At 68.9% G+C, this 23565-nt stretch carries 21 protein-coding genes; 11 read left to right on the top strand and 10 right to left on the bottom strand.

Annotation, left to right across the window (positions count from 1 at the left end):
- Positions 1-4 precede the first annotated feature (4 nt).
- Genes QTI68_RS04150 through QTI68_RS04125 form a run of 6 tightly spaced genes read left to right on the top strand, consistent with a single transcriptional unit; the run spans position 5 to position 5518 of the window.
- Positions 5-559 carry a VOC family protein gene (locus QTI68_RS04150; RefSeq protein WP_286519826.1) on the top strand — a complete coding sequence of 185 codons (555 nt, stop codon included), beginning with the start codon at positions 5-7 and terminating at the stop codon, positions 557-559.
- The gene (locus tag QTI68_RS04145; RefSeq protein ID WP_286519825.1) at positions 552-1673 is read left to right on the top strand and encodes an alpha/beta hydrolase family protein; all 1122 of its coding nucleotides are present in this window, start codon (positions 552-554) and stop codon (positions 1671-1673) included. Before QTI68_RS04150 ends, QTI68_RS04145 begins: the two co-directional genes overlap by 8 nt.
- 8 nt (positions 1674-1681) lie before the next feature.
- Entirely contained in the window at positions 1682-3322 is a 1641-nt protein-coding gene (locus QTI68_RS04140) for an FAD-dependent oxidoreductase (RefSeq protein ID WP_286520218.1), read from the top strand.
- Between the two features lie 12 nt (positions 3323-3334).
- The gene (locus tag QTI68_RS04135; RefSeq protein ID WP_286519824.1) at positions 3335-3553 is read left to right on the top strand and encodes a DUF2783 domain-containing protein; all 219 of its coding nucleotides are present in this window, start codon (positions 3335-3337) and stop codon (positions 3551-3553) included.
- Positions 3550-4509, top strand: coding sequence for an MBL fold metallo-hydrolase (locus QTI68_RS04130; protein WP_286519823.1), 960 nt, complete (start codon positions 3550-3552; stop codon positions 4507-4509). Before QTI68_RS04135 ends, QTI68_RS04130 begins: the two co-directional genes overlap by 4 nt.
- A 37-nt stretch (positions 4510-4546) precedes the next feature.
- On the top strand, positions 4547-5518 hold the full coding sequence (locus QTI68_RS04125) for a Bug family tripartite tricarboxylate transporter substrate binding protein (RefSeq protein ID WP_286519822.1): 972 nt from the start codon (positions 4547-4549) through the stop codon (positions 5516-5518).
- A gap of 12 nt (positions 5519-5530) precedes the next feature.
- On the opposite strand, the gene QTI68_RS04120 is transcribed toward QTI68_RS04125, so the two are convergent.
- From QTI68_RS04120 to def, 5 genes are read right to left on the bottom strand one after another with little or no spacing between them, the layout of a single operon-like run.
- Entirely contained in the window at positions 5531-5878 is a 348-nt protein-coding gene (locus tag QTI68_RS04120; RefSeq protein ID WP_286519821.1) for an AzlD domain-containing protein, read from the bottom strand.
- The gene (locus tag QTI68_RS04115; protein ID WP_286519820.1) at positions 5875-6615 is read right to left on the bottom strand and encodes an AzlC family ABC transporter permease; all 741 of its coding nucleotides are present in this window, start codon (positions 6613-6615) and stop codon (positions 5875-5877) included. The genes QTI68_RS04120 and QTI68_RS04115 overlap by 4 nt, the downstream gene beginning before the upstream one ends.
- The gene (fmt, locus tag QTI68_RS04110; RefSeq protein WP_286519818.1) at positions 6615-7574 is read right to left on the bottom strand and encodes a methionyl-tRNA formyltransferase; all 960 of its coding nucleotides are present in this window, start codon (positions 7572-7574) and stop codon (positions 6615-6617) included. The genes QTI68_RS04115 and fmt overlap by 1 nt, the downstream gene beginning before the upstream one ends.
- The gene (locus tag QTI68_RS04105) at positions 7571-8059 is read right to left on the bottom strand and encodes a hypothetical protein (RefSeq protein ID WP_286519817.1); all 489 of its coding nucleotides are present in this window, start codon (positions 8057-8059) and stop codon (positions 7571-7573) included. The genes fmt and QTI68_RS04105 overlap by 4 nt, the downstream gene beginning before the upstream one ends.
- 2 nt (positions 8060-8061) lie before the next feature.
- Entirely contained in the window at positions 8062-8595 is a 534-nt protein-coding gene (def, locus tag QTI68_RS04100) for a peptide deformylase (protein ID WP_286519816.1), read from the bottom strand.
- Positions 8596-8755: 160 nt separating this feature from the next.
- Here def and QTI68_RS04095 point away from each other — a divergent pair, with 160 nt between their 5' ends.
- The 3 genes from QTI68_RS04095 (at position 8756) to QTI68_RS04085 (ending at position 11708) form a co-directional block, all read left to right on the top strand.
- Positions 8756-9976, top strand: coding sequence for a LysM peptidoglycan-binding domain-containing protein (locus QTI68_RS04095; RefSeq protein ID WP_286519815.1), 1221 nt, complete (start codon positions 8756-8758; stop codon positions 9974-9976).
- Between the two features lie 18 nt (positions 9977-9994).
- A complete protein-coding gene (gene dprA, locus QTI68_RS04090) occupies positions 9995-11125 on the top strand; it encodes a DNA-processing protein DprA (RefSeq protein ID WP_286519813.1) in 1131 nt (376 codons plus the stop codon).
- A 67-nt stretch (positions 11126-11192) separates the two neighbouring features.
- Positions 11193-11708, top strand: a complete 516-nt coding sequence (locus QTI68_RS04085) for a Smg family protein (RefSeq protein WP_286509709.1) — start codon at positions 11193-11195, stop codon at positions 11706-11708.
- On the opposite strand, the gene QTI68_RS04080 is transcribed toward QTI68_RS04085, so the two are convergent.
- The 5 genes from QTI68_RS04080 to QTI68_RS04060 all read right to left on the bottom strand — a co-directional run bounded on the left by QTI68_RS04080 (position 11709) and on the right by QTI68_RS04060 (position 21229).
- On the bottom strand, positions 11709-14093 hold the full coding sequence (locus QTI68_RS04080; protein WP_286519812.1) for a DUF1631 family protein: 2385 nt from the start codon (positions 14091-14093) through the stop codon (positions 11709-11711).
- Between the two features lie 100 nt (positions 14094-14193).
- Entirely contained in the window at positions 14194-15147 is a 954-nt protein-coding gene (gene secF, locus QTI68_RS04075; protein WP_286519811.1) for a protein translocase subunit SecF, read from the bottom strand.
- Positions 15148-15159: 12 nt separating this feature from the next.
- Positions 15160-17037 (bottom strand): protein translocase subunit SecD, encoded by a 1878-nt coding sequence (secD, locus tag QTI68_RS04070; protein ID WP_286519810.1) that lies wholly within the window; start codon positions 17035-17037, stop codon positions 15160-15162.
- A gap of 52 nt (positions 17038-17089) precedes the next feature.
- On the bottom strand, positions 17090-17419 hold the full coding sequence (yajC, locus tag QTI68_RS04065) for a preprotein translocase subunit YajC (protein WP_286509705.1): 330 nt from the start codon (positions 17417-17419) through the stop codon (positions 17090-17092).
- A 201-nt stretch (positions 17420-17620) separates the two neighbouring features.
- On the bottom strand, positions 17621-21229 hold the full coding sequence (locus tag QTI68_RS04060) for an indolepyruvate ferredoxin oxidoreductase family protein (protein WP_286519809.1): 3609 nt from the start codon (positions 21227-21229) through the stop codon (positions 17621-17623).
- Between the two features lie 170 nt (positions 21230-21399).
- Here QTI68_RS04060 and QTI68_RS04055 point away from each other — a divergent pair, with 170 nt between their 5' ends.
- Positions 21400-21918 carry an Lrp/AsnC family transcriptional regulator gene (locus QTI68_RS04055; RefSeq protein ID WP_286519808.1) on the top strand — a complete coding sequence of 173 codons (519 nt, stop codon included), beginning with the start codon at positions 21400-21402 and terminating at the stop codon, positions 21916-21918.
- A gap of 6 nt (positions 21919-21924) precedes the next feature.
- On the top strand, positions 21925-23550 hold the full coding sequence (locus QTI68_RS04050; RefSeq protein WP_286519807.1) for an MFS transporter: 1626 nt from the start codon (positions 21925-21927) through the stop codon (positions 23548-23550).
- Positions 23551-23565: the final 15 nt, after the last annotated feature.

The following is a 23565-nucleotide window of genomic DNA, read 5'->3' as shown; positions in this document are numbered from 1 at the left end:
CGCCATGCCATCGCCCACACCACCCCCCGTGCCCGTGCGCGGCCTGCACCACTTCGCCTGGCGCTGCCGCGACAGCGAGGAGACCCGCCGCTTCTACGAGGACCTGCTGGGCCTGCCGCTGGTGCACGTGATCAAGAGCGACCACGTGCCGAGCACCGGCGAGTACTGCCCCTACGTCCACATCTTCTTCCAGATGCGCGACGGCTCCTACATCGCCTTCTTCGACCTCGGCGACGACATCGCGGCGCTGCCTTCGCCCAACACGCCGGCCTGGGTCAACCACATCGCCCTGCGGGTCGACTCGCAGGCCGAACTGCGCAGCGCCAAGGCCCGGCTCGAAGCCGCCGGCATCGAGGTGCTGGGCCCGACCGACCACCACATCATCGAATCGATCTATTTCTTCGATCCGAACGGCATCCGCGTCGAGCTGACGACACCGACCGTGCCGCAGGCCGAGATGGACGCCCATGCGCTGCACGCGCGCGCCGACCTCGACGCCTGGACCCTGCGCAAGGCCGGGCTGCGCGCGGCCGCCGCCGGAAAGGCAGCCCATGCCTGAGCTGCATCTCGCCGTCATCGACGTCAAGCCCGGGGCCTCGCTCGAAAGCCAGTCCGGCCTGCAGATGCTGCGCCCGCGCATCTATGGCGCCTACCAGGCGCCGGCCGGTCCGAAGAAGGTCGCCGCGATCGTGATGCATCCCACGAGCAACTTCATGGGCCACTACCTGATCGGCCCGCTGGCCGCGCGCGGCATCTGCTGCATGGGACTGAACTCGCGCTACATGGGCAACGACACGGTGCTGCTGATGGAGCGCGCGATCCAGGACCTCGGCGCCGGCGTGCAGTTCCTGCGCGCGGCCGGCTACGAGAAGGTCGTCTTGATCGGCAACTCGGGCGGCGCCGCGCTGGCCAGCTTCTACCAGGCGCAGGCCGAGCAGCTCACGGCCCACCACTTCGCCGACGGCGACCCGACCCACCTGCACCCGGACGACCTGCCGCCGGTGGACGGCCTCGCGCTCTGCGCGGCGCACCAGGGCCGCTCGAAGCTGATGCGCGACTGGATCGATCCCTCGGTCACCGACGAGCACGACCCGCTGTCGGTCGATCCGGAACTCGACATGTACGACTCCCGCCACGCGGTGCCGTACAGCAACGAATTCCTGGCCCGCTTCAGTGCCGCCCAGCAGGCGCGGCTCGAGCGCATCGAGCGCTGGGCGCTCGAACGGCTTCGCCAGCTGCGCAGCACCCCGGGCGCGCCTCGCGACCAGGCCTTCATCGTCTACCGCACCCACGCCGATCCGCGTTGCGTCGACCTGTCGATCGACGCCAACGACCGCGCGCCCGGCAGCGTCTGGGGCGATGCGCGGCAGGTCAACTATTCGGCCAACGCGATGGGGCGCACCACCTCGCTGACCGCCTTTCTCTCGCAGTGGTCGTCGCGCTCGCAGGCCGACGGCCCGTCGAACCTGGCGCGCACCACGGTGCCCAAGCTGCTCCTGACCTACACCGGCGACCAGTCGACCTTCCCGAGCACCCGCGATGCCTGGCTGGCCGCCGGCGGTGCGCGCATCCGCAACGTCGACATCGTCGGCGGCAACCACTACCTGGCGGGCCAGCCGCAACTGGTGCAGCAAGCCGCCGATGCGATCGCCGAATGGGCGCAGGCATTGTGAGCACCGCCATGGAAAGCTACAAGTTCGCCCCCGCCTACGAACTGCCGAACTGGCCCTTCGTGACGCCGCCAGAACTCGGCAGCGACAGCGTCGCGCGCCACCCGATCGTGATCGTCGGCGCCGGCCCGGCGGGACTCACGCTGGCCTGCGATCTCGCCCGCCGCGGCGTGCGCGCCCTCCTGCTCGACGAGGACGACACGGTCGGCGTGCGCGGCGCCTCGTCGCGCGGCATCTGCTACGCGCAGAAGAGCCTGGAGATCTTCGCCCGGCTGGGCATCTACGAGCGGGTCGCACAGAAGGGCATCACCTGGTCCTTCGGCCGCACCTTCTCGGACCAGCAAGAGGTCTACAACTTCAACCTGAAGACCGACAGCGTCTCGGCGCAGCCGCCCTTCATCAACCTGCAGCAGTTCTACATCGAGTGGTTCCTGGTCGAGCGCATCCTCGAACTCGGCCTGACCGACCTGCGCTGGAAGAACCGCGTGGTCGACGTGACGCCGCTCGCCGACGGCGTGCGCATCGAGGTCGAAACGCCCGCCGGCCGCTACACGATCGAAGCCGACCACCTGATCGACGCCACCGGCGCCAACAGCCCGATCCGCACCCAGCTCGGCATCGACGCGCACCCGTCGCGCAGCACCGACCGCTGGTGCATCAGCGATGTTCGCTTCAAGAAGCCGCTGCCGACCGAGCGCTGGACCTGGGTCGATGCGCCCTTCAACGAGGGCCGCGCCGTGTGGCAGCACCTGATGGGCGACGGCGTCTGGCGCATCGACTACCAGATGCCCGAGGACTGCGACTCGGCCCAGATCAGCCAGCCCGAAGTGGCCGGTGCGCGATTGCGCGAGCAACTCGGCCCCGGCGTCGAATTCGAGTTCGTCTGGATCGGCCCGTACGGCTACCGCGATCATCTGCTCGACAATTTCCGGCACGGGCGCATCCTGTTCATCGGCGATTCGGCCCACGTCGTGAGCCCCTTCGGCGCCCGCGGCGGCAACAGCGGCATCCAGGACGCGGCCAACCTCGGATGGAAGCTGGCGCTGGTCGCGCAGGGCCTCGCCGGCGATGCGCTGCTCGACACCTACGACGCCGAACGCCGCCCGGCCGCGGTCGAGAACCTCCGCGTCACCAGCCGTTCGGCACGCTTCCTCGCACCGCGGACGCCGGCCGAGCACACGCTCCGCCGGGCCGTGGTCGCGCTCGCATCGCGCCATGCCTTCGCCCGCGCGCTGGTGAACACGGGCCGCATGTCGGTCGCCAACGACTACCCTGCGGCAGCTCATTTGCCCGAGGGCGGACGCAGCGTGCAGAACCTGCCGCTGCGCCACCTCGACGGAACGCCGACCACGCTGATGGAACTGCTGGCCGACGGCACCCGCTGCCTGGGCCTGTGGTTCGCACCGACGCGCGCGCAGGCGGAAGCCGCGGCCGATGTCGCGGCCTCGCTGCCGCTGCGGCTGGTCGCGGTGGGCGGCGACAGCGGCCTGCCTGCGCTGCAGCCCGACGAGGCACTGGCGCGCCACCTCGGCAACCCGACCCCGGGCAGCCTGTGCCTGGTGCGTCCGGACGCCTATCGCGCCACGCTGCTGGACAACCCCGCGCCGGCGTCGATCTCGGCCGCGGTCCACGCCGCGCTGGCGCACCGTTGAAGGTCACAAGACATGATCACCGAACCCCGCATCCCCGATCCCGACGGCTTCTACGCGGCCTGGGTCAGCGCCCATGAAGGGCTGACCGAGGCGCAGAGCGCCGACTTCAATGCCCGCCTCGTGCTGCTGCTGGCCAACCAGTGCGGCGACCAGGCCGTGCTGCTGGACTGCATCGATGCCGCACGAGAAAGCGGCGTCGCGCCCGAACCCCCACCACGAAGCCCCGCATGACCGACTCCGTTTCCTTCGCCTCCGCCTCCGACACCCGCGAGCAGAAGCCGCAGGTGCGCGAACTCGCGCCCAACGTGTACGGCTACATCAGCGACTTCGATCCCAACTGCGGCTTCATCGTCGGCGATGCGCATGTGGTGCTGATCGACACGCGGCCGACGCCGCGCATGGCGCGCGACTTCCTGGCCGACATCCGCGCGGTCACCGACAAGCCGATCAAGTTCATCGTGCTCACGCACTACCACGCCGTGCGCGTGATGGGCGCCAGCGCCTTCGACGAGGTGCAGGCCATCATCGCCAGCCAGGGCACGCTCGACTGGGTGCGAGAGCGCGGGCAGGCCGATTTCGATTCCGAGGTCGGGCGCTTTCCGCGCCTCTTTGCTGGCGTCGAAGAGATCCCCGGGCTCACGGTGCCGACGATGAGCTTCGAGCGCGAGATGAGCCTGTGGCTCGGCCCGCGCGAAGTGCGCTTGATGTGCCTGGGCCGCGGCCACTCGGGCGGCGACACGGTCGCCTGGCTGCCCGACTGCGGCGTGCTGTTCTCGGGCGATGTGGTCGAGAACCGCTGCGGTGTGTATGCCGGCGACGCCTACATCCAGGACTGGGCCGGCACGCTCGATGCCGTCGCCGCACTGAAACCCGAGGTGCTGGTGCCGGGCCGCGGCGCGGTGGTGCGCGGCACGCCGGCCTGCGTCGAGGCGATCGAACTCACCAAGGCCTTCCTGTCGACGCTGCTGGCCAGCGTGCGCTCGGCCATCGATGCCGGCGACAGCCTGCGCGGCTGCTTCGAGCGCGCCGAGCAGGCGATGAAGCCGCGCTTCGGCGACTGGCCGGTGTTCCAGCACGTGCTGCCATTCGACGTGTCGCGCGCCTATGACGAGTTGCGCGGCATCGAGCATCCGGTGGTCTGGACCGCGGAGCGCGACCGCGAACTGTGGCAGACGCTGCGCGGCTGATTCACGAGATTCCCTTTCAACCCCGGAGACAAAGACGATGAAGAGATTCCTGCAACTGCTGGCCGCAGGCCTCATGCTCGCGCTCGGCAGCCATGCGCCGGCCCAGACCGCCTATCCCAGCCAGCCCGTGCGCTGGATCGTTCCCTACGTGGCCGGCGGGGGCACCGACAACCTGGCGCGTGCGCTGGCCGAGGCGATGCAGCCCTCGCTGGGCCAGCCCCTGATCATCGACAACCGGCCCGGCGCCTCGACCAACATCGGCGTCTCGGTGCTGATGCAGTCCAAGCCGGACGGCTACACGATCATGCAGGCCGAGAACGCGGCGCTGCTGTTCAACGAGTACATGTTCGCCAAGCTGCCCTACAAGCCGGCGAGCGACTTCACCTACATCGGCGCCATCGGCCGCTTCCCGGTCGCGCTGGTGGTCCATCCCGACTTCCCTGCAAAGACCGTGGCCGAATTCGTGAGCTACGTGAAGGCCCATCCCGACAAGGTCAGCTACGCCTCGCCCGGCAATGGCTCGCCGCACCACATGGCGATGGAGCTCTTCAAGCAGAAGGCCGGCATCAACGTCCAGCACGTGCCCTACAAGGGCGCAGCGCCGGCGATGACCGATGTCATGGGCGGCCAGGTGCCGACCATGATGCTGGACCTGGCCTCAGGGCTGCCGATCATCAAGTCGGGCAAGGTGCGCGTGCTGGCGATCGCGCTGCCGCAGCGCGCCGGTGCATTGCCCGAGGTGCCGACCTTCGCCGAACTCGGCTTCAAGGACGTCAACGCCTATGCATTCCACGGCCTGATCGGCCCGTCGGGCATGCCGCCCGAGGCGGTGGCCCGCATCAACGCCGAACTCAACAAGGCCATGCAGGCGCCGAAGGTGGTCAAGTTGTTCTCGGATTTCGGCTTCGAGGCGCTGCCGGGAACCCCGCAGGACTTCTACAAGCTCTCGCGCGCCGAAAGCGAGCGCTGGGGCAAGATCATCAAGACCGCCGGCGTCCAGCTGGACTGACGGGCCCGGGGCCTACCAGCCCAGCCCCAGGTGCAGCGGCAGGTACACCGCCATCCCCGCCAGCATCGTCCCGAGCACGCCGCGCCGCCAGAAGAAATAGGCGGTGCCGGCGACGGCCCCGTAGAGCCGGGCGTCGTGCAGGGTCGAGATCAGGTGGCCCTGCGTCATGACGATCTCGGGCGCGATCACTGCCGCCAGCGCCGCCGCCGGCGCGTAGTGCAGCGCCCGGTGGGCCCACTCCGGCAGGCCCCAGGGCCGATCGAGGATGAAGAAGAAGCAGCGCGTGAGCACGGTGACGCCGGCCAGGCCGAGGATCACTCCGAGGGTCCAGAGATCCGTCCCTCCAAAAACGGCGCTCACTTGTCATCCTCCGCATCGACATCCAGCCCGAACTGCTTCTCGAGCCAGAAGCAAGCCAGCACCGCGACGCCGATGGCGGCCACGATGTTGAGCTTGAGCGGCAGCGCATAGGCCGCCACCGCGGTCGCCGAGGCGATCAGCACCGCCAGCAGCCGAAGCCGCGTGGTCGCCATCGAGCAGACGATCGCCACCAGGCTCAGCACGCCGGCGAAGCCCAGGCCCCAGCTCTGCGGAATCATGTTGGCCAGCACGATGCCGAGCAGGCTCATGCTCATCCAGGCGCACCAGGTCACGCAGTAGTTGCCGGTGAGATAGGCCTCCTGGGCCTGTTCCTCGGCGCGGGTGCGTGGCGGTTGCGCGTACTTGCGGGTGAACAGCGCATAGCTCATGTCGGCAGTGAGATAGCCGTGGGTGATGCGGCGCCAGCGCGGCATGTGCATCAGATAGGGCCGCAGGTGCAGGCTGAAGACCACGAAGCGCAGGTTGACGCAGAAGCCCGTGGCCAGGATGACCCAGGCCGGCGCGCCCGCCATCAGCAGCGGGATGGCGGCCAGCTGCGAACTGCCCGCGTAGACCAGCAGCGTCATCGCCACCGACTCGAACACGCTCATGCCCGACTTGAGCATCGCCACGCCGGTCATCAGGCCCCAGGCGCCGATGCCCATGGCGACCGTGGACATGTCTCTCACGCCCTGGCGGAATTCCGGCTGGCGCCGGATCGCAGAGGAGAGAAACATCAGTGGAAGCGCTGGCCGGGCTTGACGTCGAATCCGCGCAGGAAGTCGGCGACCGCCAGGCGCTTGCCGCCGGCGCGCTGCAGTTCGGTGACCCGCAGCACGGAGTCCTTCGCCGCGACGGCAATGCCCGAAGGCGTCACGGCCAGCACCGTGCCGGGCGCCTCGCCGGGCCCGCCCGGCTCGGCCTCCGCGGCCCACAGCTTGATCGTCTCGCCGTCGAGCACGCTGCTGGCGCCAGGGAAGGGGTCGAAGGCGCGCACCCGGCGCGCGATCGCCGCGGCGTCCAGCGACCAGTCGATCTGGGCCTCGGCCTTCTCGACCTTGTGGGCGTAGGTCACGCCTTCGGTCGGCTGCGGCTCGGCCTTCAGCCCGCCGGCCTCCGCCTGCCGCAAGGCGTCGACGATCAGCCGGCCGCCCATTCCGGCGAGCCGGTCGTGCAGCCGTGCGGTGCTGTCGGTACCGATGTCGAGCGCTTCGCGCAGCAGCATGTCGCCGGTGTCGAGACCGGCGTCCATCTGCATGATCGTGACGCCGGTCTGCGCGTCGCCGGCCTCGATGGCCCGGTGGATCGGCGCCGCGCCGCGCCAGCGCGGCAGCAGGCTGGCATGGATGTTGAGGCAGCCGAGCCGCGGCGCATCCAGCACCCACTGCGGAAGGATCAGGCCGTAGGCGGCGACCACCATCACGTCGGCCCCCGCGGCCGCGATGGCCTCGCGCGCGGCGGCCGCGTCGTCCGGGTACTTGCCGTCGAGCCGCAGGCTGCGCGGCTGCGCCACCGGCCAGCCTCGGCCGACCGCGAACTGCTTCACCGGCGAAGCCTGCAGCTTCATGCCGCGGCCGGCCGGACGGTCCGGCTGGGTCAGCACCAGGACGATCTCGAATCCGGCCGCCGCGATCGCCTCGAGGGCGACCCGGGCGAACTCGGGCGTGCCCGCGAACGCGACTTTCAGTGAGCTCATTGGTCCGTCATCAGCTGGCGCAGGTCGTCAGCCGTATGGTAGTGGTCGACCACGCCGTCCAGGTCGATGTAGATATAGAGCAGCCGCGGGTTGTTCTGCGACTTGTAGCGCCAGGCCCAGACATCGCCGTCGAAGGGCCGCACCTGCGAAATCTCGAAGGGCCGGCCATAGCTGCGCAGGACGTCGTCGACCCGCCAGACACCGGGCTTGATCGTGATGTCGAACATGCCGTCTTCGAGCTCCTGGCGGATCGAGACCACCCGGCCGCCGGCGTCGAGGTCGACGTTGTTGACTGCGAAGCCCGATGGCGCACGCGAATACTGGAGCCGCTCGCCGCCGCCCGGCATCGCATAGGTGGCGGTCGGCTCGCCGAGCTTCTGGAGCGTCTCGGCACGGGTGCTGCCGAGCGGCAGGCGGGTCGGGTCGAGCGCGCAACCGGACAGCGCCACCAGCAGCGCCGCCGCCGCCGGCCACAGGCCCCGCATGGTCAACGCCGCCCTTCGCGCTGTTCCGATTTCTGGTCTTCGCGCTGCTGCTTGAGCAGCTTGCTCTTGATCCGGTTGCGCTTCAGCGGCGACAGGTATTCGACGAACACCTTGCCCAGCAGATGGTCGAGCTCGTGCTGGATGCAGACCGCGAGCAGGCCCTCGGCCTCGATCGTCTGCGGTTCGCCGTCGGCATCGAGCGCGGTCACGCGCACCGAGGTCGAGCGCTCGACGCCGTCGTAGATGCCCGGCACCGACAGGCAGCCTTCTTCGTTGAGCACCTTCTCGTCGCTGGCCCAGACGATTTCGGGATTGATCAGGACGATCGGCTTGTCGCGTTCTTCCGAGATGTCGATCACCACCAGCCGCTCGTGGACGTCGACCTGGGTCGCCGCCAGGCCGATGCCGCTGGCGTCGTACATGGTCTCGAGCATGTCGGCGACCAGCGTCTTGATGCGCGCATCGACGCCCTGGACCGGCTTGGCCACCGTGTGCAGGCGGGGATCCGGGTAACTCAAAATGGTTCTTTTTGCCATGAAAGCGAGGAGAAGTTGTCGCTATTTTCGCCATTTCCGCGACGCCCTGCCGGCCAACAGCCCGAATACGTTGCCCTATCAAGGGCTTCAGCGCAAAATTCGTAGCAAATTGTGAGGATTCGTACATCCTGCGTGGCGTAGTGTGTGCACACCATAAACCATGACCAAACTCCGAATCAACGAAAGCCTGCGTCCCAGCCTTCTGGCCACCCTGGCGGCCGTCGCCCTCGGGGCCGCTGGCGCCACGACCGCTTTCGCGCAGAACTATCCGGTCACGCCACAGCAACGGGCGGTGGCCCAGCAGACTTCGCAGTCCGGCATCCCGATCAGCGAGCTGGCGCCCAACGCGCCTGACGATTACACGGTCAAGCCCGGCGACACGCTGTGGGCCATCTCCCGCCTGTTCCTGCGCAGCCCCTGGCGCTGGCCGGAGCTCTGGGGCATGAACATCAAGGAGATCTCGAACCCGCACCGGATCTACCCGGGCCAGGTGCTCTACCTGGAAAAGAGCGGCGGCCGGGCCCGCCTCAGCACCCGCCGCGGCGGCGCCTCCGACGGCACGATCAAGCTGTCGCCGCGCGCCCGCTACGAGTCGCTGTCGGGGATGGCGCTGCCGACCCTCAATCCGAGCCTGATCGAGCCCTTCCTGAGCGAGCCGATCATCGTCGACGAGGACACCCTCAAGGCCGCGCCCCACATCGTGGCCGGCAACGACAGCCGTGTGCTGCTGGCCCGCGGCGACCGCGCCTACGCGCTGGGCCAGGCCGACGAACAGCTGATCGAGACCGCCGGCCCGATCAAGACCTACCGCATCTTCCGCAACGCGACGCCGCTGAAGGATCCCGCCACCGGCGAGCTGCTCGGCTACGAGGCGGCCTACCTCGGCAAGGCCCAGCTCAAGCGCAGTCAGACCGTCGCCACCCAGCTGGTCGAGGGCAAGGACGTGGTCAACGTGGTCCCCGCGACCATCGACATCGTGGCCGCGCGCGAGGAGATGCGCGCCGGCGACCGCCTGCTGCCCGAGCCGACTCGCCAGCTGCTCAGCTATGCGCCGCGCGCGCCCGAGCAGATCATCGACGGGCGCATCGTCTCGGTCTACGGCAACGCGGTGCAGTTCGTGGCCCAGAACCAGGTGGTGGTCATCAACAAGGGCACCCGCGACGGCATCGAGTCCGGCCACGTGCTGGCCATCCTGAAGAACGGTGACACCATCGTCGACCGCGCCGGCGCGCCCAACGACACCGGCAAGGAAGTGCTCAAGCTGCCGAACGAGCGCATCGGCCTGCTGATGGTGTTCCGGCCGTTCGAAAAGGCGTCCTATGCGCTGGTGCTCGAGATCAGCGACGCCCCGCGGCCCGGCGACCTGCTGGTCAACCCCTGATGCGAGCGCGATCTTGGGGTGGCACGCGATGAACTCTCGGACTGGCTGCGCCTTGCGCTGACGCCCGGGATCGGCAACGTCGCGGCGCGCGCGCTGCTCGCCGCCTTCGGCCTGCCGGCCGGCATCTTCTCGCAGACGCGGCAGGCGCTGTCGCAGGTTGCCACCCAGGCACAGGCCGAGGCGCTCCAGGGGGTGCCGGCCGAACTTCCGGCATTGCTCGGCCGCACCATCGAATGGCTCGAGGGCACCGAGGCCGGGGGCGCCACACGCCGCATCGTGACGCTCGGCGATCCGGGCTACCCCGCGGCGCTGCTCGAGACCGCCGATCCACCGCTGATGCTCTATCTGATCGGCGCGCCGGGCTTCGAGCTGGCGCAGCTGGCGCGCAGCATCGCGATGGTCGGAAGCCGCAACCCCACCGCGCAGGGCGCCGAGAACGCGCGGGCCTTCGGGCGGGCCTTCGGTGAAGCGGGGCTGACCGTGGTGTCGGGCCTGGCGCTCGGCATCGATGGCGCGGCCCACGAAGGCGCCCTCGAGGCCGCTCGGCCGGGGCAACTGGCCACGGTGGCGGTGGTGGGCACCGGCCTCGATCGCGTCTACCCGGCCCGACATCGCGAGCTGGCGCACCGGATCGCCGCGCAAGGGCTGCTCGTGAGCGAATACCCGCTGGGTACGCCGCCCCTGAACCAGAACTTCCCGAAGCGCAATCGCATCATCGCCGGACTCGCGCGCGGCACGCTGGTGGTCGAGGCGGCGCTTCGCTCCGGCTCGCTGATCACGGCGCGGCTGGCGGCCGAGGAGGGGCGGGAGGTGTTCGCGATCCCGGGCTCGATCCATTCGCCGCAGTCGCGCGGCTGCCACGCCTTGATCCGGCAAGGCGCCAAGCTGGTCGAATCGGTGGCCGACGTGCTGGAGGAGTTGCGTTTCGCGCCGCCTCCCCCACCGCCATCGCCCGCCGCCGACGACGACGATGCCGCCGAGCCCGCCTTGCTGGGCGCACTCGGATTCGATCCGGTCAGTCTGGACGCCCTGTGCGACCGCAGCGGATTCAGCCCGGCCATGCTGCAGGCGCAGCTGCTCGAACTCGAGCTGGCGGGCCGCGTCGCCCGCCTGCCGGGGGGCTTGTTCCAGCGCATCGCGCTCGGTTGAGCCGCCGGCAGCGTCGTGTCGGCGCAACTTTCGACGGCCAGCGCGTCGAGTGGGCTATATTGAACCCATGTTCGAAGTGCTCGTGTATGTCTACGAAAACTACTGGCGCGGCGACGCCTGCCCCGAACCCGAGCAGCTGGGGCGCAAGCTCAGCGCGCAAGGCTTCGATGCGGACGAAATCCGCGAGGCGCTGCACTGGCTCGACGGCCTGAGCCTGGCGACCCGGGGCGTCCAGCTCGAGCGCCATGCCGACGGCACCAGCGCCACCGTGCTGCCGGGCATTGCGGCCGATGCCGCGCTGCCCCAGTCGGCCGATTCGATGCGCGTCTACTCCAGTGCCGAGCAGGAGCACATCGGCGCCGAGTGCCTGGGCTTCATCAGCTTCCTCGAATCCGCGAGCGTGCTGCCGGGCGGCATGCGCGAGATCGTGGTCGAGCGCGCCATGGCCACGCCGGGCGAGCCGCTGGCGCTCGACGAACTCAAGATCATCGTGCTGATGGTGCACTGGAGCACCGGCGTCGAACCCGACGCCCTGGTGCTGGATGAGCTCTGCGACGCATCGAGCGACCGCATCGCCCACTAGCTAATTCAACAGTCGCTCGGGGTTGGCGTCCAGCTTGGCCAGCGCTTCGCGCGTGGCCCGTACCGTCAGCGTTTCTTCTTCGGCCGGCACCAGCAGGCCGGCCTGCAGGTAGGACGCCAGGCGGCCGACCTGGATCAGGAAGCTGCGGCCGTCGCTGGATGCGAACAGGTGCAGCTGCTTGCGGTCGCTGCGCCAGACGAACTGCACCTGGCTCACGCGGTCGTTGTGGTCGAGCATGAACCAGGTGCCGACCTGCAGCTCGTGCGCCCAGGCCAGCATGTCCTCGCTGACCTTGGTGCCGGTGTCGGGCACGACCTCGATCGAGGCGGCATCGACGCCGAGCAGCAGTTCGATGCTCGCGGCGTCCAGCGGCAGGTCGGTGGTGCCCTCGTCGGAGACGAAATCCTCGAGGTTGGCCAGGCGCTTGGCCATGGCTTCGATCTTGGCCGGCGGAATCGCCTCGGTCTTCGACAGGAAGGCATCGGACAGCGTCGCGCCGATGGTCTTGATGTGCGCTTCCTGGGGCTCGCCCACGATGCCGAGCAGCGTCATGCCCTGGCGCAGCCGCTGCAGCAGCTTGGGGAGGTCCTGGATGACGCGGGTGCGGTCGTTGCGGTTCGGCTTGGCGCTGGCCGCCCAGACCAGGTCGGAGGCGACCCGCTTCAGCGTCACGGTCTGCTCGTCCTGGGCGCCGTAGCGCAGGGCGGCGATGGCCAACACCTCGGCCCAGACCTTGAACAGGAACTCGCGGATCTCCTCGCGCACCGGCATGTCGTTGAGCATCTTGCGCAACTCGATGGTGTACTGGATCGCCATCGTCTCCTTCTGCTCGACCTGCTGCGCCACGCTCATCACCCGCTGGGTGGTGTCGCTCTGCGTGAGGTACTTGTTGAGGAAGGCGACGAATTCGTCGAACACCAGCTTGAACACCCGCTGGCCGGTTTCCGGGTATTGCTCGATCACCTGGACCACGCGGCGGATCTCGCCCTCGAGCGCGCTGCCCGAAATGGCGGCGGCATCGAAGCCCATCACGCAGGAGCCCATGCGGTCGATCAGCATGCGCGCCGGATGCTGCAAGGTGCCGAAGAATTCGGGCTCGGCGATGGCCACGCGCAGCACCGGCATCTGCAGCCGCGCGAACCAGACGCGGGCCGAGAACGGGATCCGCTCTTCGGCCAGGATGGCCTGGAACATCAGCGCCACGATCTCGACCGTGGCCTTGTCGGCGGTGGTGGGCGCCTTCTTCTTGAGTTCGCTGGTGCGCCGGCGCAGTTCGGCCGATGCGTTGTGGATGGCCGTGGCCTCTTCGCCGACCACGTACTGCGAGGCCGCGACCTGGTAGGCCGCCTCGGCGTCGGCGATCGCGGCGACGAAAGCCGGAGAGGCGGCGCCGCCGACCCCGCCCGCCATCTCGCCGCCGCCCTGGCCGCGCGGCAGCGTGATGTCGCCGCCGATGCGCGCGGTCACGAAGCGCTTGAGATTGAGCAGCACCCCCTGGGCCCGCTGGCGCGCCATCAGCAACGGCGAGCCGCCGGTGGCCACCAGGGTGTCGCCACCCGCCTGCTGGCCCATGCCGGCCGCACCGCGGCCGACGCCGATCGCCGCCGGCGCGAAGCTGCCGGCCGGCGCGCCGAAGCCGCCCGGCACCATCCGCGTCTGGCCGACGCCCATCGAGGCGCTGGCGGCCGCGCCGCCCGCGAAGCTGCCGCCCAAGGGCGCGCTGCCCGAGCCGACCGATCCGGTGCGGCGCACGAAGCTCTTGAGATCGATCTCGGGCATCACGTCCTTGCCGACCAGGAAGGCGTTGGCGTCCTTGTAGGCCTTGACCACCGGATCGACCATGTGCTGCTGGACCTGCTCCTGGACCTTGGTCCAGAGGCCGCGGCTCAGGCCGGTGGCCAGCCACTGGTCGACCAGGACCTTGGCCAGCGCCTCGGGCTTCAGGATGTCCCTTGTGTCCAGTTCATGGGTGCCTTCGAGATGCTGGATGCGCAGCCGCAGGTCGTTGAGCTCGAAGCTGGCCTTGTCCTGGATCGCCTGCGCGAGCCGCGACGACAGAATGCCGGTCTCGACCACCTCGTCGCCGATCAGCTCGAGGCGCGACAGCGAGTTGGAGGACGACCCTTCGATCGCGCTGCTGGCCAGCGCCTTGCGCCAGGCCGCCTGCGACTGCGCCACCCAATTCGCGCCGTGGGTCTGGAAGGCCAGGAAACCGTCGCGGTTCTCCTGCATCTCGCGCGCATTGCCGGTCTGGGAGGCCAGGGCCGTCAGCCGTTCGCCGATAGCCCGGGCGACCGGCGCGATCAGCGGCTCGGTGGCGGCGACGAAACGCTCGCGCGTCTCTCGGGAGAGTTGAAGGGAGGCTGCATGGGACCGCTGGATCATGGATGGTCAGGACGGCAATGGATTCGATTCGACGACAAGGACGAGCTTGCATCGGGAAGCGTAACCGCACAAGGGCTCTCCATGCTCGGCAACCCCAAGATCAGACGGTGGCGCCGGCGTTCGGGTCGTCCGGGTCGCCTTCCCGCTTGGTCGGCGTCTTGACCAGGTCCTCGCGCTTGACGCCCAGCCACATCGCGATTGATGCCGCCACGAAAGCCGAGGAGTAGATGCCGAAGCAGATGCCGATGGTCAGGGCCAGCGCGAAGTAGTGCAGGGTCGGGCCGCCGAAGAAGAACATCGACAGCACCACCAGCTGGGTCGAGCCGTGGGTGATGATGGTCCGGCTGATGGTCGAGGTAATGGCGCTGTCGATCACCTCGGGGGTGCTCAGCTTGCGGAAGCGGCGGAAGTTCTCACGCACGCGGTCGAATATCACGACCGACTCGTTGACCGAATAGCCCAGCACCGCCAGCACCGCCGCCAGCACCGCCAGCGAGAACTCCCACTGGAAGAAGGCGAAGAAGCCCAGGATGATGACGACGTCGTGCAGGTTGGCCAGCACGGTCGCCAGCGCGAACTTCCATTCGAAGCGGAAGGCCAGGTAGATCATGATGCCGACCACCACCATGCCGAGGGCCTTGAGGCCGTTGGTGGTGAGCTCCTCGCCGACCTGCGGGCCGACGAACTCATTGCCGCGCAGGATGGCGGTCGGGTCGACCGCCTTCAGCGCGGCCATGACCTGCTCGCTCTGCTGGGCCGAGGTCTGGCCCTTCTGCACCGGCAGGCGGATCTGGACGTCGCGCGAGGTGCCGAAGTTCTGCACCTGCACGTCCTGGTAGCCCAGCTTGGCGATGGTCTCGCGCACCCGGCCGACGTCGACCGACTGCTGGGAGGCGACCTCCATCACCGTGCCGCCGGTGAACTCGACCGACAGGTGGAGCCCGCGATGGAACAGGAAGAACACCGCCAGGGCGAAGGTGACGAAGGACACCGCGTTCAGCACCAGCGCGTGGCGCATGAACGGGATGGTCCTGTGGATCCGGAAGAATTCCATTTGTCGTGCCCCTTATTTCGCGTTGGCCACGGCGGTGGTGTCTGGCTTCCAGACGGTGCCGATCGACACCGTCTTGAGCTTCTTCTTGCTGCCGTACCAGAAGTTCACCAGCCCGCGCGAGAAGAACACGGCCGAGAACATCGAGGTCACGATGCCGATGCAGTGCACCACCGCGAAGCCGCGGATCGGGCCGGAGCCGAAAGCCAGCAGCGCGACACCCGCGATCAGCGTGGTGACGTTGGAGTCGAGGATGGTGCCCCAGGCGCGCTCGTAGCCGGCGTGGATGGCGGCCTGCGGCGAGGCGCCCCCGCGCAGTTCCTCGCGGATGCGCTCGTTGATCAGCACGTTGGAGTCGATCGCGACGCCGATGGCGAGCGCCATGGCGGCGATGCCGGGCAAGGTCAGCGTGGCCTGCAGCATCGACAGGATCGCCACCAGCAGCAGCAGGTTGACCGCCAGCGCGATCGACGAGAAGACGCCGAACAGCGCGTAGTACAGGCACATGAACACCATGATCGCGGCGAAGCCGTACATCACGCTGTCGAAGCCCTTCTTGATGTTGTCGGCACCCAGGCTCGGGCCGATGGTGCGTTCCTGGATGATCTCCATCGGCGCCGCCAGCGAACCGGCGCGCAGCAGCAGCGCCAGGTCGTTGGCCTCGACCACGCTCATCGAGCCCGAGATCTGGAAGCGGTTGCCGAGCTCGCCGTTGATCGACGGCGCGGTCAGCACCTCGCCCTTGCCCTTTTCGAAGATCAGCATCGCCATCCGCTTGCGGAAGTTCTCGCGGCTGACGTCGCGCATGATGCGCCCGCCCTTGGCGTCCATGGTCAGGTCGACCTTGGGCTGCTGGGTCTGGGAGTCGAAGCCGGGCTGGGCGTCGGTGAGGTTCTCGCCGGTGACCAGCACCTGCTTCTTGACGATCACCGGGCGGCCCTGGCGATCGAGGAACTTCTCCGAGCCGAAGGGCACCGGACCGGTGCCCAACTCGGCGGCACGGCCCTCGGCGCTCTCGTCGACCAGGCGCATCTCGAGGGTGGCGGTGCGGCCCAGGATGTCCTTGGCCTTGGCCGTGTCCTGGACGCCGGGCAGCTGGACGACGATTCGGTCCAGGCCCTGCTGCTGGATCACGGGCTCGGCCACGCCGAGTTCGTTGATCCGGTTGTGCAGGGTCGTGATGTTCTGCTTCAGGGCCGCGTCCTGCAGCCGGCGAACGGCCTCGGGCTTGATCGAGGCGACCAGCTTGAAGTCGGTGCCTTCCTGGCTTTCGACCGCCGTGAGGTCGGGGAACTGGTCCTGCAGCAGCCGCTTGGCGGCGTCCAGGCCGGCGGCATCGCGGAAGCGCATCTCGATGGTCTGGCCGTTGCGGCTGACCGCGCTGCCGCGCACGCTCTTGTCGCGCAGGCCGGTGCGCAGGTCGCTGGCGAAGGATTCGGCGCGCTTGTCGATGGCGCCCTTCATGTCGACCTGCAACAGGAAATCGACGCCGCCGCGCAGGTCGAGGCCCAGGTACATCGGGAAGGCATGCAGCGCGGTGAGCCAGCTCGGCGAACGCGACACCAGGTTGAGCGCCACCGTGTAGGGCGGATCGCTCGGGTCGGGCACCAGGGCGTGCTGCAGGGTGTCGCGCGCCTTCAGCTGGTCGTCGGTGGAGGCGAAGCGGGCCCGCACCGAGGTGGCGTCGAGCGTCAGCAGGTCGGGCACCAGCCCGGCGACCTTCAGCGCCTCGGCCACGCGGGCCTGGGTGCCGGCGTCGACCTTGACGGTCGACTTGGCCGACGACACCTGCACCGCGGGCGCCTCGCCGAAGAAATTGGGCAAGGCGTAGACAAGCCCCACCAGCAGCACGACCACGATGATCGCGTACTTCCAGACCGGATATCGGTTCATCGATTCAACCTTCGGGGGCGCGCGGCGTCCGGCGCCCGTGTTGTGGCACTACTTACTTGATCGCACCCTTGGGCAGCACCTGAATGACCGCGCTGCGCTGGATCTGGACTTCGACGCCCTTGGCGATCTCGACCGTCAGGTATTGCTCGCCGAGCTGGGTGATCTTGCCGAGCATGCCGCCCGAGGTGGCGACTTCGTCGCCCTTGGCCAGGGCCTCGATCATGGCGCGCGCTTCTTTCTGGCGCTTCATTTGCGGGCGGATCATGACGAAGTACAGGACCACGAACATCAGCACCAGCGGCAGCATGCTGCCGAGCGAGGACATCATGTCGCCACCACCGGCGGCGGGTGCGGCCTGGGCGAAAGCAGAAGAAATGAACAAGGGAGTCTCCAACAGAGGGAAAGAAGAGGAGCGCCGGCCCTCCGGATGGGAAAGGACCGGTGCATCCGCGGCCGCACCCAGCGGCCACGCAGCGCGGAACCTGGCCGCGCACAGCACCGGGCATTGTATAGAGGGCAGACGACCCTATTCCGGGGCCGTGCTTGGGGTTTTCGGGGCTTTGCGGCCCCGGGCGTCCGCGCTTCAGGCGGCGGCGCGGGCGGCGGCCTCGGGATGGCGCCACTTGGCCATCAGCTCGGCCCAGCGCACCCGGGCCGCGGCCAGGTTGCGCTCCTTGACGTGGCCGTAGCCCCGGATCTGCTCGGGCAGTCCGGCGATTTCCAGCGCCGTGGCGTGGTTGGCGGCCGTCAGGCCGGCGATCACTTCCTCGATGCTGGCGCGGTATTCGCCGATCAGCGCGCGCTCGGTCTGGCGCTCCTCGGTGCGCCCGAAGATGTCGAGCGCGGTCCCGCGCAGGCCCTTGAGCTTCGCCAGCAGCCTGAAGCCGGTCAGCATCGCCGGACCGAACTTCTGCTTTTGCAGCTCGCCCTTGGCGTTCTTCTTCGCGATGATCGGCGGCGCCAGGTGGTAGTTGAGCTTGAAGTCGCCCTCGAACATGCCTTCGACCCGGTCGAGGAAGCTGCGGTCGGCGTGCAGCCGCGCCACTTCGTATTCGTCCTTGTAGGCCATCAGCTTGAACAGATAGCGGGCCACGGCCTCGGTCAGGCTGCTCTTGCCGAGCGCCGATTCGGCCTGCTGCACCCGGGCGACGAAGGCCTTGTACTGGTCGGCGTAGGCGGCGTTCTGGTAGCCGGTGAGGAACTCGGCGCGGCGGGCCACCAGGGCCTCGACGGTCTCGCGCCGCTTGAACTCGATGACCTGCCCCGGCTGCACCCGCTTTTGCAGCTCCGCCGGGCGTTCGGCCGCCTGGCGGCCCCACTCAAAGGCCTGCTTGTTGTTGTCGATGGCCACGGCGTTGAGCTCGATCGCCCGCATCAGCGACGCGTGGTCCAGCGGAATCCAGCCTTTCTGCCAGGCGAAGCCCAGAAGCATCGGGTTGGCGTACAGGCTGTCGCCCATCAGCGCGGTGGCGGCGGCATCGGCGTCGAAGGCGCCGACCGCATCGGCGCCGACCACCCGCGCGATCTCGTTGGCGCAATCCTGCTGCGGGTTGACCCAGTCGGCGTTGCGCACGAAAGCGGCGGTCGGCGAGCTGTGGCTGTTGAGCGCGACCCGCGTGCGGCCTTCGCGCATGCGCGCCGTGGTTTCGGCATTGACCGCCACCAGCGGGTCGGCCGCCAGCACCAGGTCGGCGGCGGCGGTGCCGACGCGGGTGGTGCGGATCGCGTCCTGGGTCTCGCCGATCAGCACGTGGCTCCAGGTGGCACCGCCCTTCTGCGCCAGGCCGGCCGCGTCCTGGGTGACGATGCCCTTGCCCTCGATGTGGGTCGCCATGCCGAGCAGCTGGCCGATGGTGATGACGCCGGTGCCGCCGACGCCGGCCACCACCACGCCCCAGACCTGGCCCTCGCCCAGCACGGGAATCTCGGGGTCGGGCAGCGCACCCAGTTCGGCCGGCGAGGCGCCCTTGCTCTTCGATTTTTTCTTGAGCTGGCCGCCCTCGACCGTCACGAAGCTGGGGCAGAAGCCCTTCAGGCAGCTCATGTCCTTGTTGCAGGTGCTCTGGTTGATGGTCCGTTTGCGGCCGAACTCGGTCTCCAGCGGCTCCACCGACAGGCAGTTGCTCTTGACGCTGCAGTCGCCGCAGCCTTCGCAGACCAGCTCGTTGATGACCACCCGCACCGCCGGGTCGACCGCCGTGCCCCGCTTGCGGCGGCGCCGCTTCTCGGTGGCGCAGGTCTGGTCGTAGATGATGGCGGTGGTGCCCTTGATCTCGCGGAACTCGCGCTGGATCTCGTCGAGCTCGTCGCGGTGGCGCACCTTGACGTTCTCGCCCGGCACGTTGACGCCCTGGTACTTCTCGGGTTCGTCGGTGACCACCACCACCTTGACCGCGCCTTCGGCATGCAGGCTCTCGGCGATCTGCAGCACCGAATGGCCCTCGGGCCGCTCGCCCACCTGCTGGCCGCCGGTCATGGCGACCGCGTCGTTGTAGAGGATCTTGTAGGTGATGTTGACGCCGGCCGCGATGCTCTGGCGGATCGCCAGCAGGCCGCTGTGGAAGTAGGTGCCGTCGCCGAGGTTGGCAAAGATGTGCTGGTCGGTCGTGAAGGGCTGCTGGCCGACCCACGGCACGCCCTCGCCGCCCATCTGCGTGAAGCCGATGGTCGAGCGGTCCATCCAGGTCGCCATGAAGTGGCAGCCGATGCCGCCCATCGCGCGCGAGCCTTCGGGCACCACGGTGCTGGTGTTGTGCGGGCAGCCCGAGCAGAACCAGGGCTGGCGGGTGGCGTCGGCGGCACCGAGCGACTTGGGCGCGGCCATTGCGCGCTCCTTGGCCTCGAGGATCGCCAGCTGGGCGTCGATGCGGGCCGCCATGTCGGCGCCGGCCGCGGCCAGCAGGCCGGTCTTCTTGAGGCGCTGGGCGATCGCCTTGGCGATCAGCGCCGGGCTCAGGTCGGCATTGGCGCGCAGCAGCGTGTGCGCGGTCGGGTTCGGCATCGACCATTCGCCGCCCGAATAGCCCTCGGCCTCGTGCACCTCGCCCTCGTCGAACTTGCCGACCACGTTGGGCCGGACGTCGCCGCGCCAGTTGTAGAGCTCTTCCTTGAGCTGGTATTCGATGACCTGGCGCTTTTCCTCGACCACCAGGATCTCCTGCAGGCCGGTGGCGAATTCGCGCGTGAGCTGCGCCTCGAGCGGCCAGACCACGGCCACCTTGTGCAGCCGGATGCCGAGCTGGCGGCAGGCCGCGTCGTCGAGGCCGAGGTCGATCAGGGCCTGGCGCGTGTCGTTGAAGGCCTTGCCGCTGGCCATGATGCCGAAGCGGTCGTTCGGGCCCTCGATCACGTTGTGGTTCAGGCGGTTGGCGCGGATGTAGGCGAGGGCGGCGTACCACTTGTAGTGCATCAGCCGCGCTTCCTGCTCGAGCGCATGGTCGGGCCAGCGAATGTGCAGGCCGCCGGGCGGCATCTGGAAGTCGGTCGGGATCACGATCTCGACCCGCTCGGGGTCGATCATCGCGGTGGCGCTGGATTCGACGATCTCCTGGATCGTCTTCATGCCCGACCAGATGCCGGCGAAGCGGCTCATCGCGAAGGCGTGGATGCCGAGGTCGAGGATTTCCTGCACGTTGGCCGGGAAGAACACCGGCGTGCCGCAGGCCTTGAAGATGTGGTCGCTCTGGTGCGCCGCGGTCGAGCTCTTGGAGATGTGGTCGTCGCCCGCCACTGCGATGACGCCGCCGAACTCGGTCGTGCCGGCCATGTTGGCGTGCTTGAAGACGTCAGAGCAGCGGTCCACGCCCGGGCCCTTGCCATACCAGATGCCGAAGACGCCGTCGAACTTGTTGGTGCCGGCCGGCGAGAAGCCCAGCTGCTGGGTGCCCCATAGCGCGGTGGCGGCCAGCTCCTCGTTGACGCCGGGCTGGAAGACGATGTTCTGCTCTTTCAGGAACTTGCTGGCCTTCCACAGCGCCTGGTCGTAGCCGCCCAGGGGCGAGCCGCGGTAGCCGCTGATGAAGCCGGCCGTGTTCTTGCCCTGCTGCTGGTCGCGCAGGCGCTGCAGCATCGGCAGCTTGACCAGCGCCTGGACGCCGCTCATGAAGGCGCGGCCGTAGTCGAGCGAGTACTTGTCGTCGAGCGTGACCGTTTCGAGGGCGCGGCGGATGTGCTCGGGCAGGGGGGCGTTCATCGTGTCGTCTCCAGTGGCTGGGCCTTGTGGGCGTGGCTTGCAAGGCAGCCGGGTCGGCTGCCCCTCGGCCATCATGACGCAAAGTGTATGCCTGCTGTCTTGACAGGTGTTTGCGTTTTGTACCCATTCAAGCCACCTTCTTGAAAGACTCTTGCTTAAAATGGCGCCAAATGGAAGGCATCGACAAGTTTGACCTCGCGATCCTGCAAGAACTGCAGGCCGATGGTCGCCTGACGAATGCCGAGCTGTCGCAGCGCGTGGGCCTGTCGGCGGCCCCCTGCTGGCGCCGGGTGCGCGCCCTCGAGGAAGCCGGCTACATCAAGGGATACCACGCCGAGATCGACCGCCACAAGATCGGGCTCGGCGTGCTCGCTTTCGTGCGCGTCGACACCGAGCGGGTCACGGTCGACGCCACGCGCAAGCTCGAGGACGCCATCCGCAGGCTGCCCGAGGTGACCAGCTGCCACTACATCAGCGGCACCGGCACCTTCGAACTGCAGGTGGTGTCGCAGGACCTCGACAGCTTCTCGCGCTTCGCGCTGCAGCACTTGATGAGCCTGCCCAACGTGAAGGACCTGCACACCAGCTTCTCGCTCGGCGAGGTCAAGGCCAGCCGGGCGCTGCCGCTCGAGCATCTGGCGCCCGGGCGACCGGCCGGCACGCCGGCGCGGCCCGGCCGAAGACAATAGGCCGCGATGCCGCCGATCTCGCCCCAGGAAACCCCCGTCACGCCGCCCGTCCAGGCTTCGCGGGTCGGCCCGCTGGAGCCGCTGCGGATCCCGGTGTTCCGCATGCTCTGGAGCACCTGGCTGATCGCCAACGTCAGCATGTGGATGAACGACGTCGCAGCGGCCTGGATGATGACCTCGCTCACCACCTCGCCGATCTGGGTCGCGCTGGTGCAGTCGGCCTCGACCCTGCCGGTGTTCCTGCTCGGGCTGCCGAGCGGCGCGCTGGCCGACATCCTCGACCGCCGGCGCTGGCTGGTCGCCACCCAGTTCTGGCTCGCCGGCTCGGCCGTGGTGCTGTGCGCAGCGGTGGTCTTCGACCTCATGAGCGCGCCGCTGCTGCTGGCCCTGACCTTCGCCAACGGCATCGGGCTGGCGCTGCGCTGGCCGGTGTTCTCGGCCATCGTGCCCGAGCTGGTGCCGCGCAGCCACCTGCCGGCCGCGCTCGGACTCAACGGCATCTCGATGAACGCCTCGCGCATCATCGGCCCGCTGGTCGCCGGCACGCTGATCGCGAGCGCCGGCACGGTCTGGGTGTTCGCGCTCAACGCCGTGCTGTGCGTGGCCTCGGGCTTCGTGGTGCTGCACTGGCGGCGCGAGCACACGCCCAACCCGCTGGGCCGCGAGCGGCTGATCAGCGCGATGCGGGTCGGTGTGCAGTTCGTGCGGCAGTCGCCGCGCATGCGCGCCGTGCTGACGCGGATCTCGATCTTCTTCCTGCACTCGACCGCCGTGCTGGCCCTGCTGCCGCTGCTGGCGCGCAACCTCCAGGGCGGCGGCGCCGGCACCTTCACGCTGCTGCTGGCCGCCATGGGTTCGGGCGCCATCGTGGCGGTGCTGTTCCTGCCGCGGCTGCGCCAGGCCCTGGTGCGCGACCAGCTGGTGATGCGCGGCACCCTGCTGCAATCCGGCGCCACCGCGGTGATGGCGGTCGCGCCCAACGCCTGGGTGGCGGTGCCGGCGATGTTCCTCGGCGGCATGGCCTGGATCACGGTTGCCAACACGCTCTCGGTGTCGGCCCAGCTGGCGCTGCCGGACTGGGTGCGCGCCCGCGGCATGTCGATGTACCAGATGGCGATCATGGGCGCCAGCGCCCTGGGGGCGGCGCTCTGGGGCCAGGTGGCCGAGCTCAGCTCGATCTACGCCAGCCTGGGCGTGGCCGCGACCACCGGGGTCCTGTGCATGTGGCTGGCGCTGCGCTACGTGACCGACGGCGCCGGCGAGGACGACGACACCCGTCCGGCGCAGCACGGCTGGGCCGCCGGGCCGCCGGCCAGCGCGCCGGACGAGGCCGGCCGGGTGGTCGTCACCGTCGAATACCTGATCGACCCGGCCCGCGCCGCCGCCTTCCACCTGGTGATGCACCAGACCCGGCGCGCGCGGCTGAGCCAGGGCGCGATCGGCTGGGAGCTGCTGCACGACATCGGAGAACCGGGCCGCTACCTGGAGCAGATCGTCGACGAGACCTGGACCGAGCACCTGCGCCGCTTCCATCGCGCGACCGCGGCCGACATGGCGCTGCGCGAGCGGCGGCTGGCGTTCCACGTGGGCGAGACGCTGCCGGTGGTGACGCGCTACATCGTGCACCGCTGAGCGCGTCGGGCCTTC

The organism is Variovorax sp. J31P207 (assembly GCF_030316965.1).
Taxonomy (GTDB): domain Bacteria; phylum Pseudomonadota; class Gammaproteobacteria; order Burkholderiales; family Burkholderiaceae_C; genus Variovorax; species Variovorax ginsengisoli_B.
The sequence above is the reverse complement of the archived record's forward strand: the minus strand, read 5'-3'. Positions and strand labels throughout refer to the sequence as shown.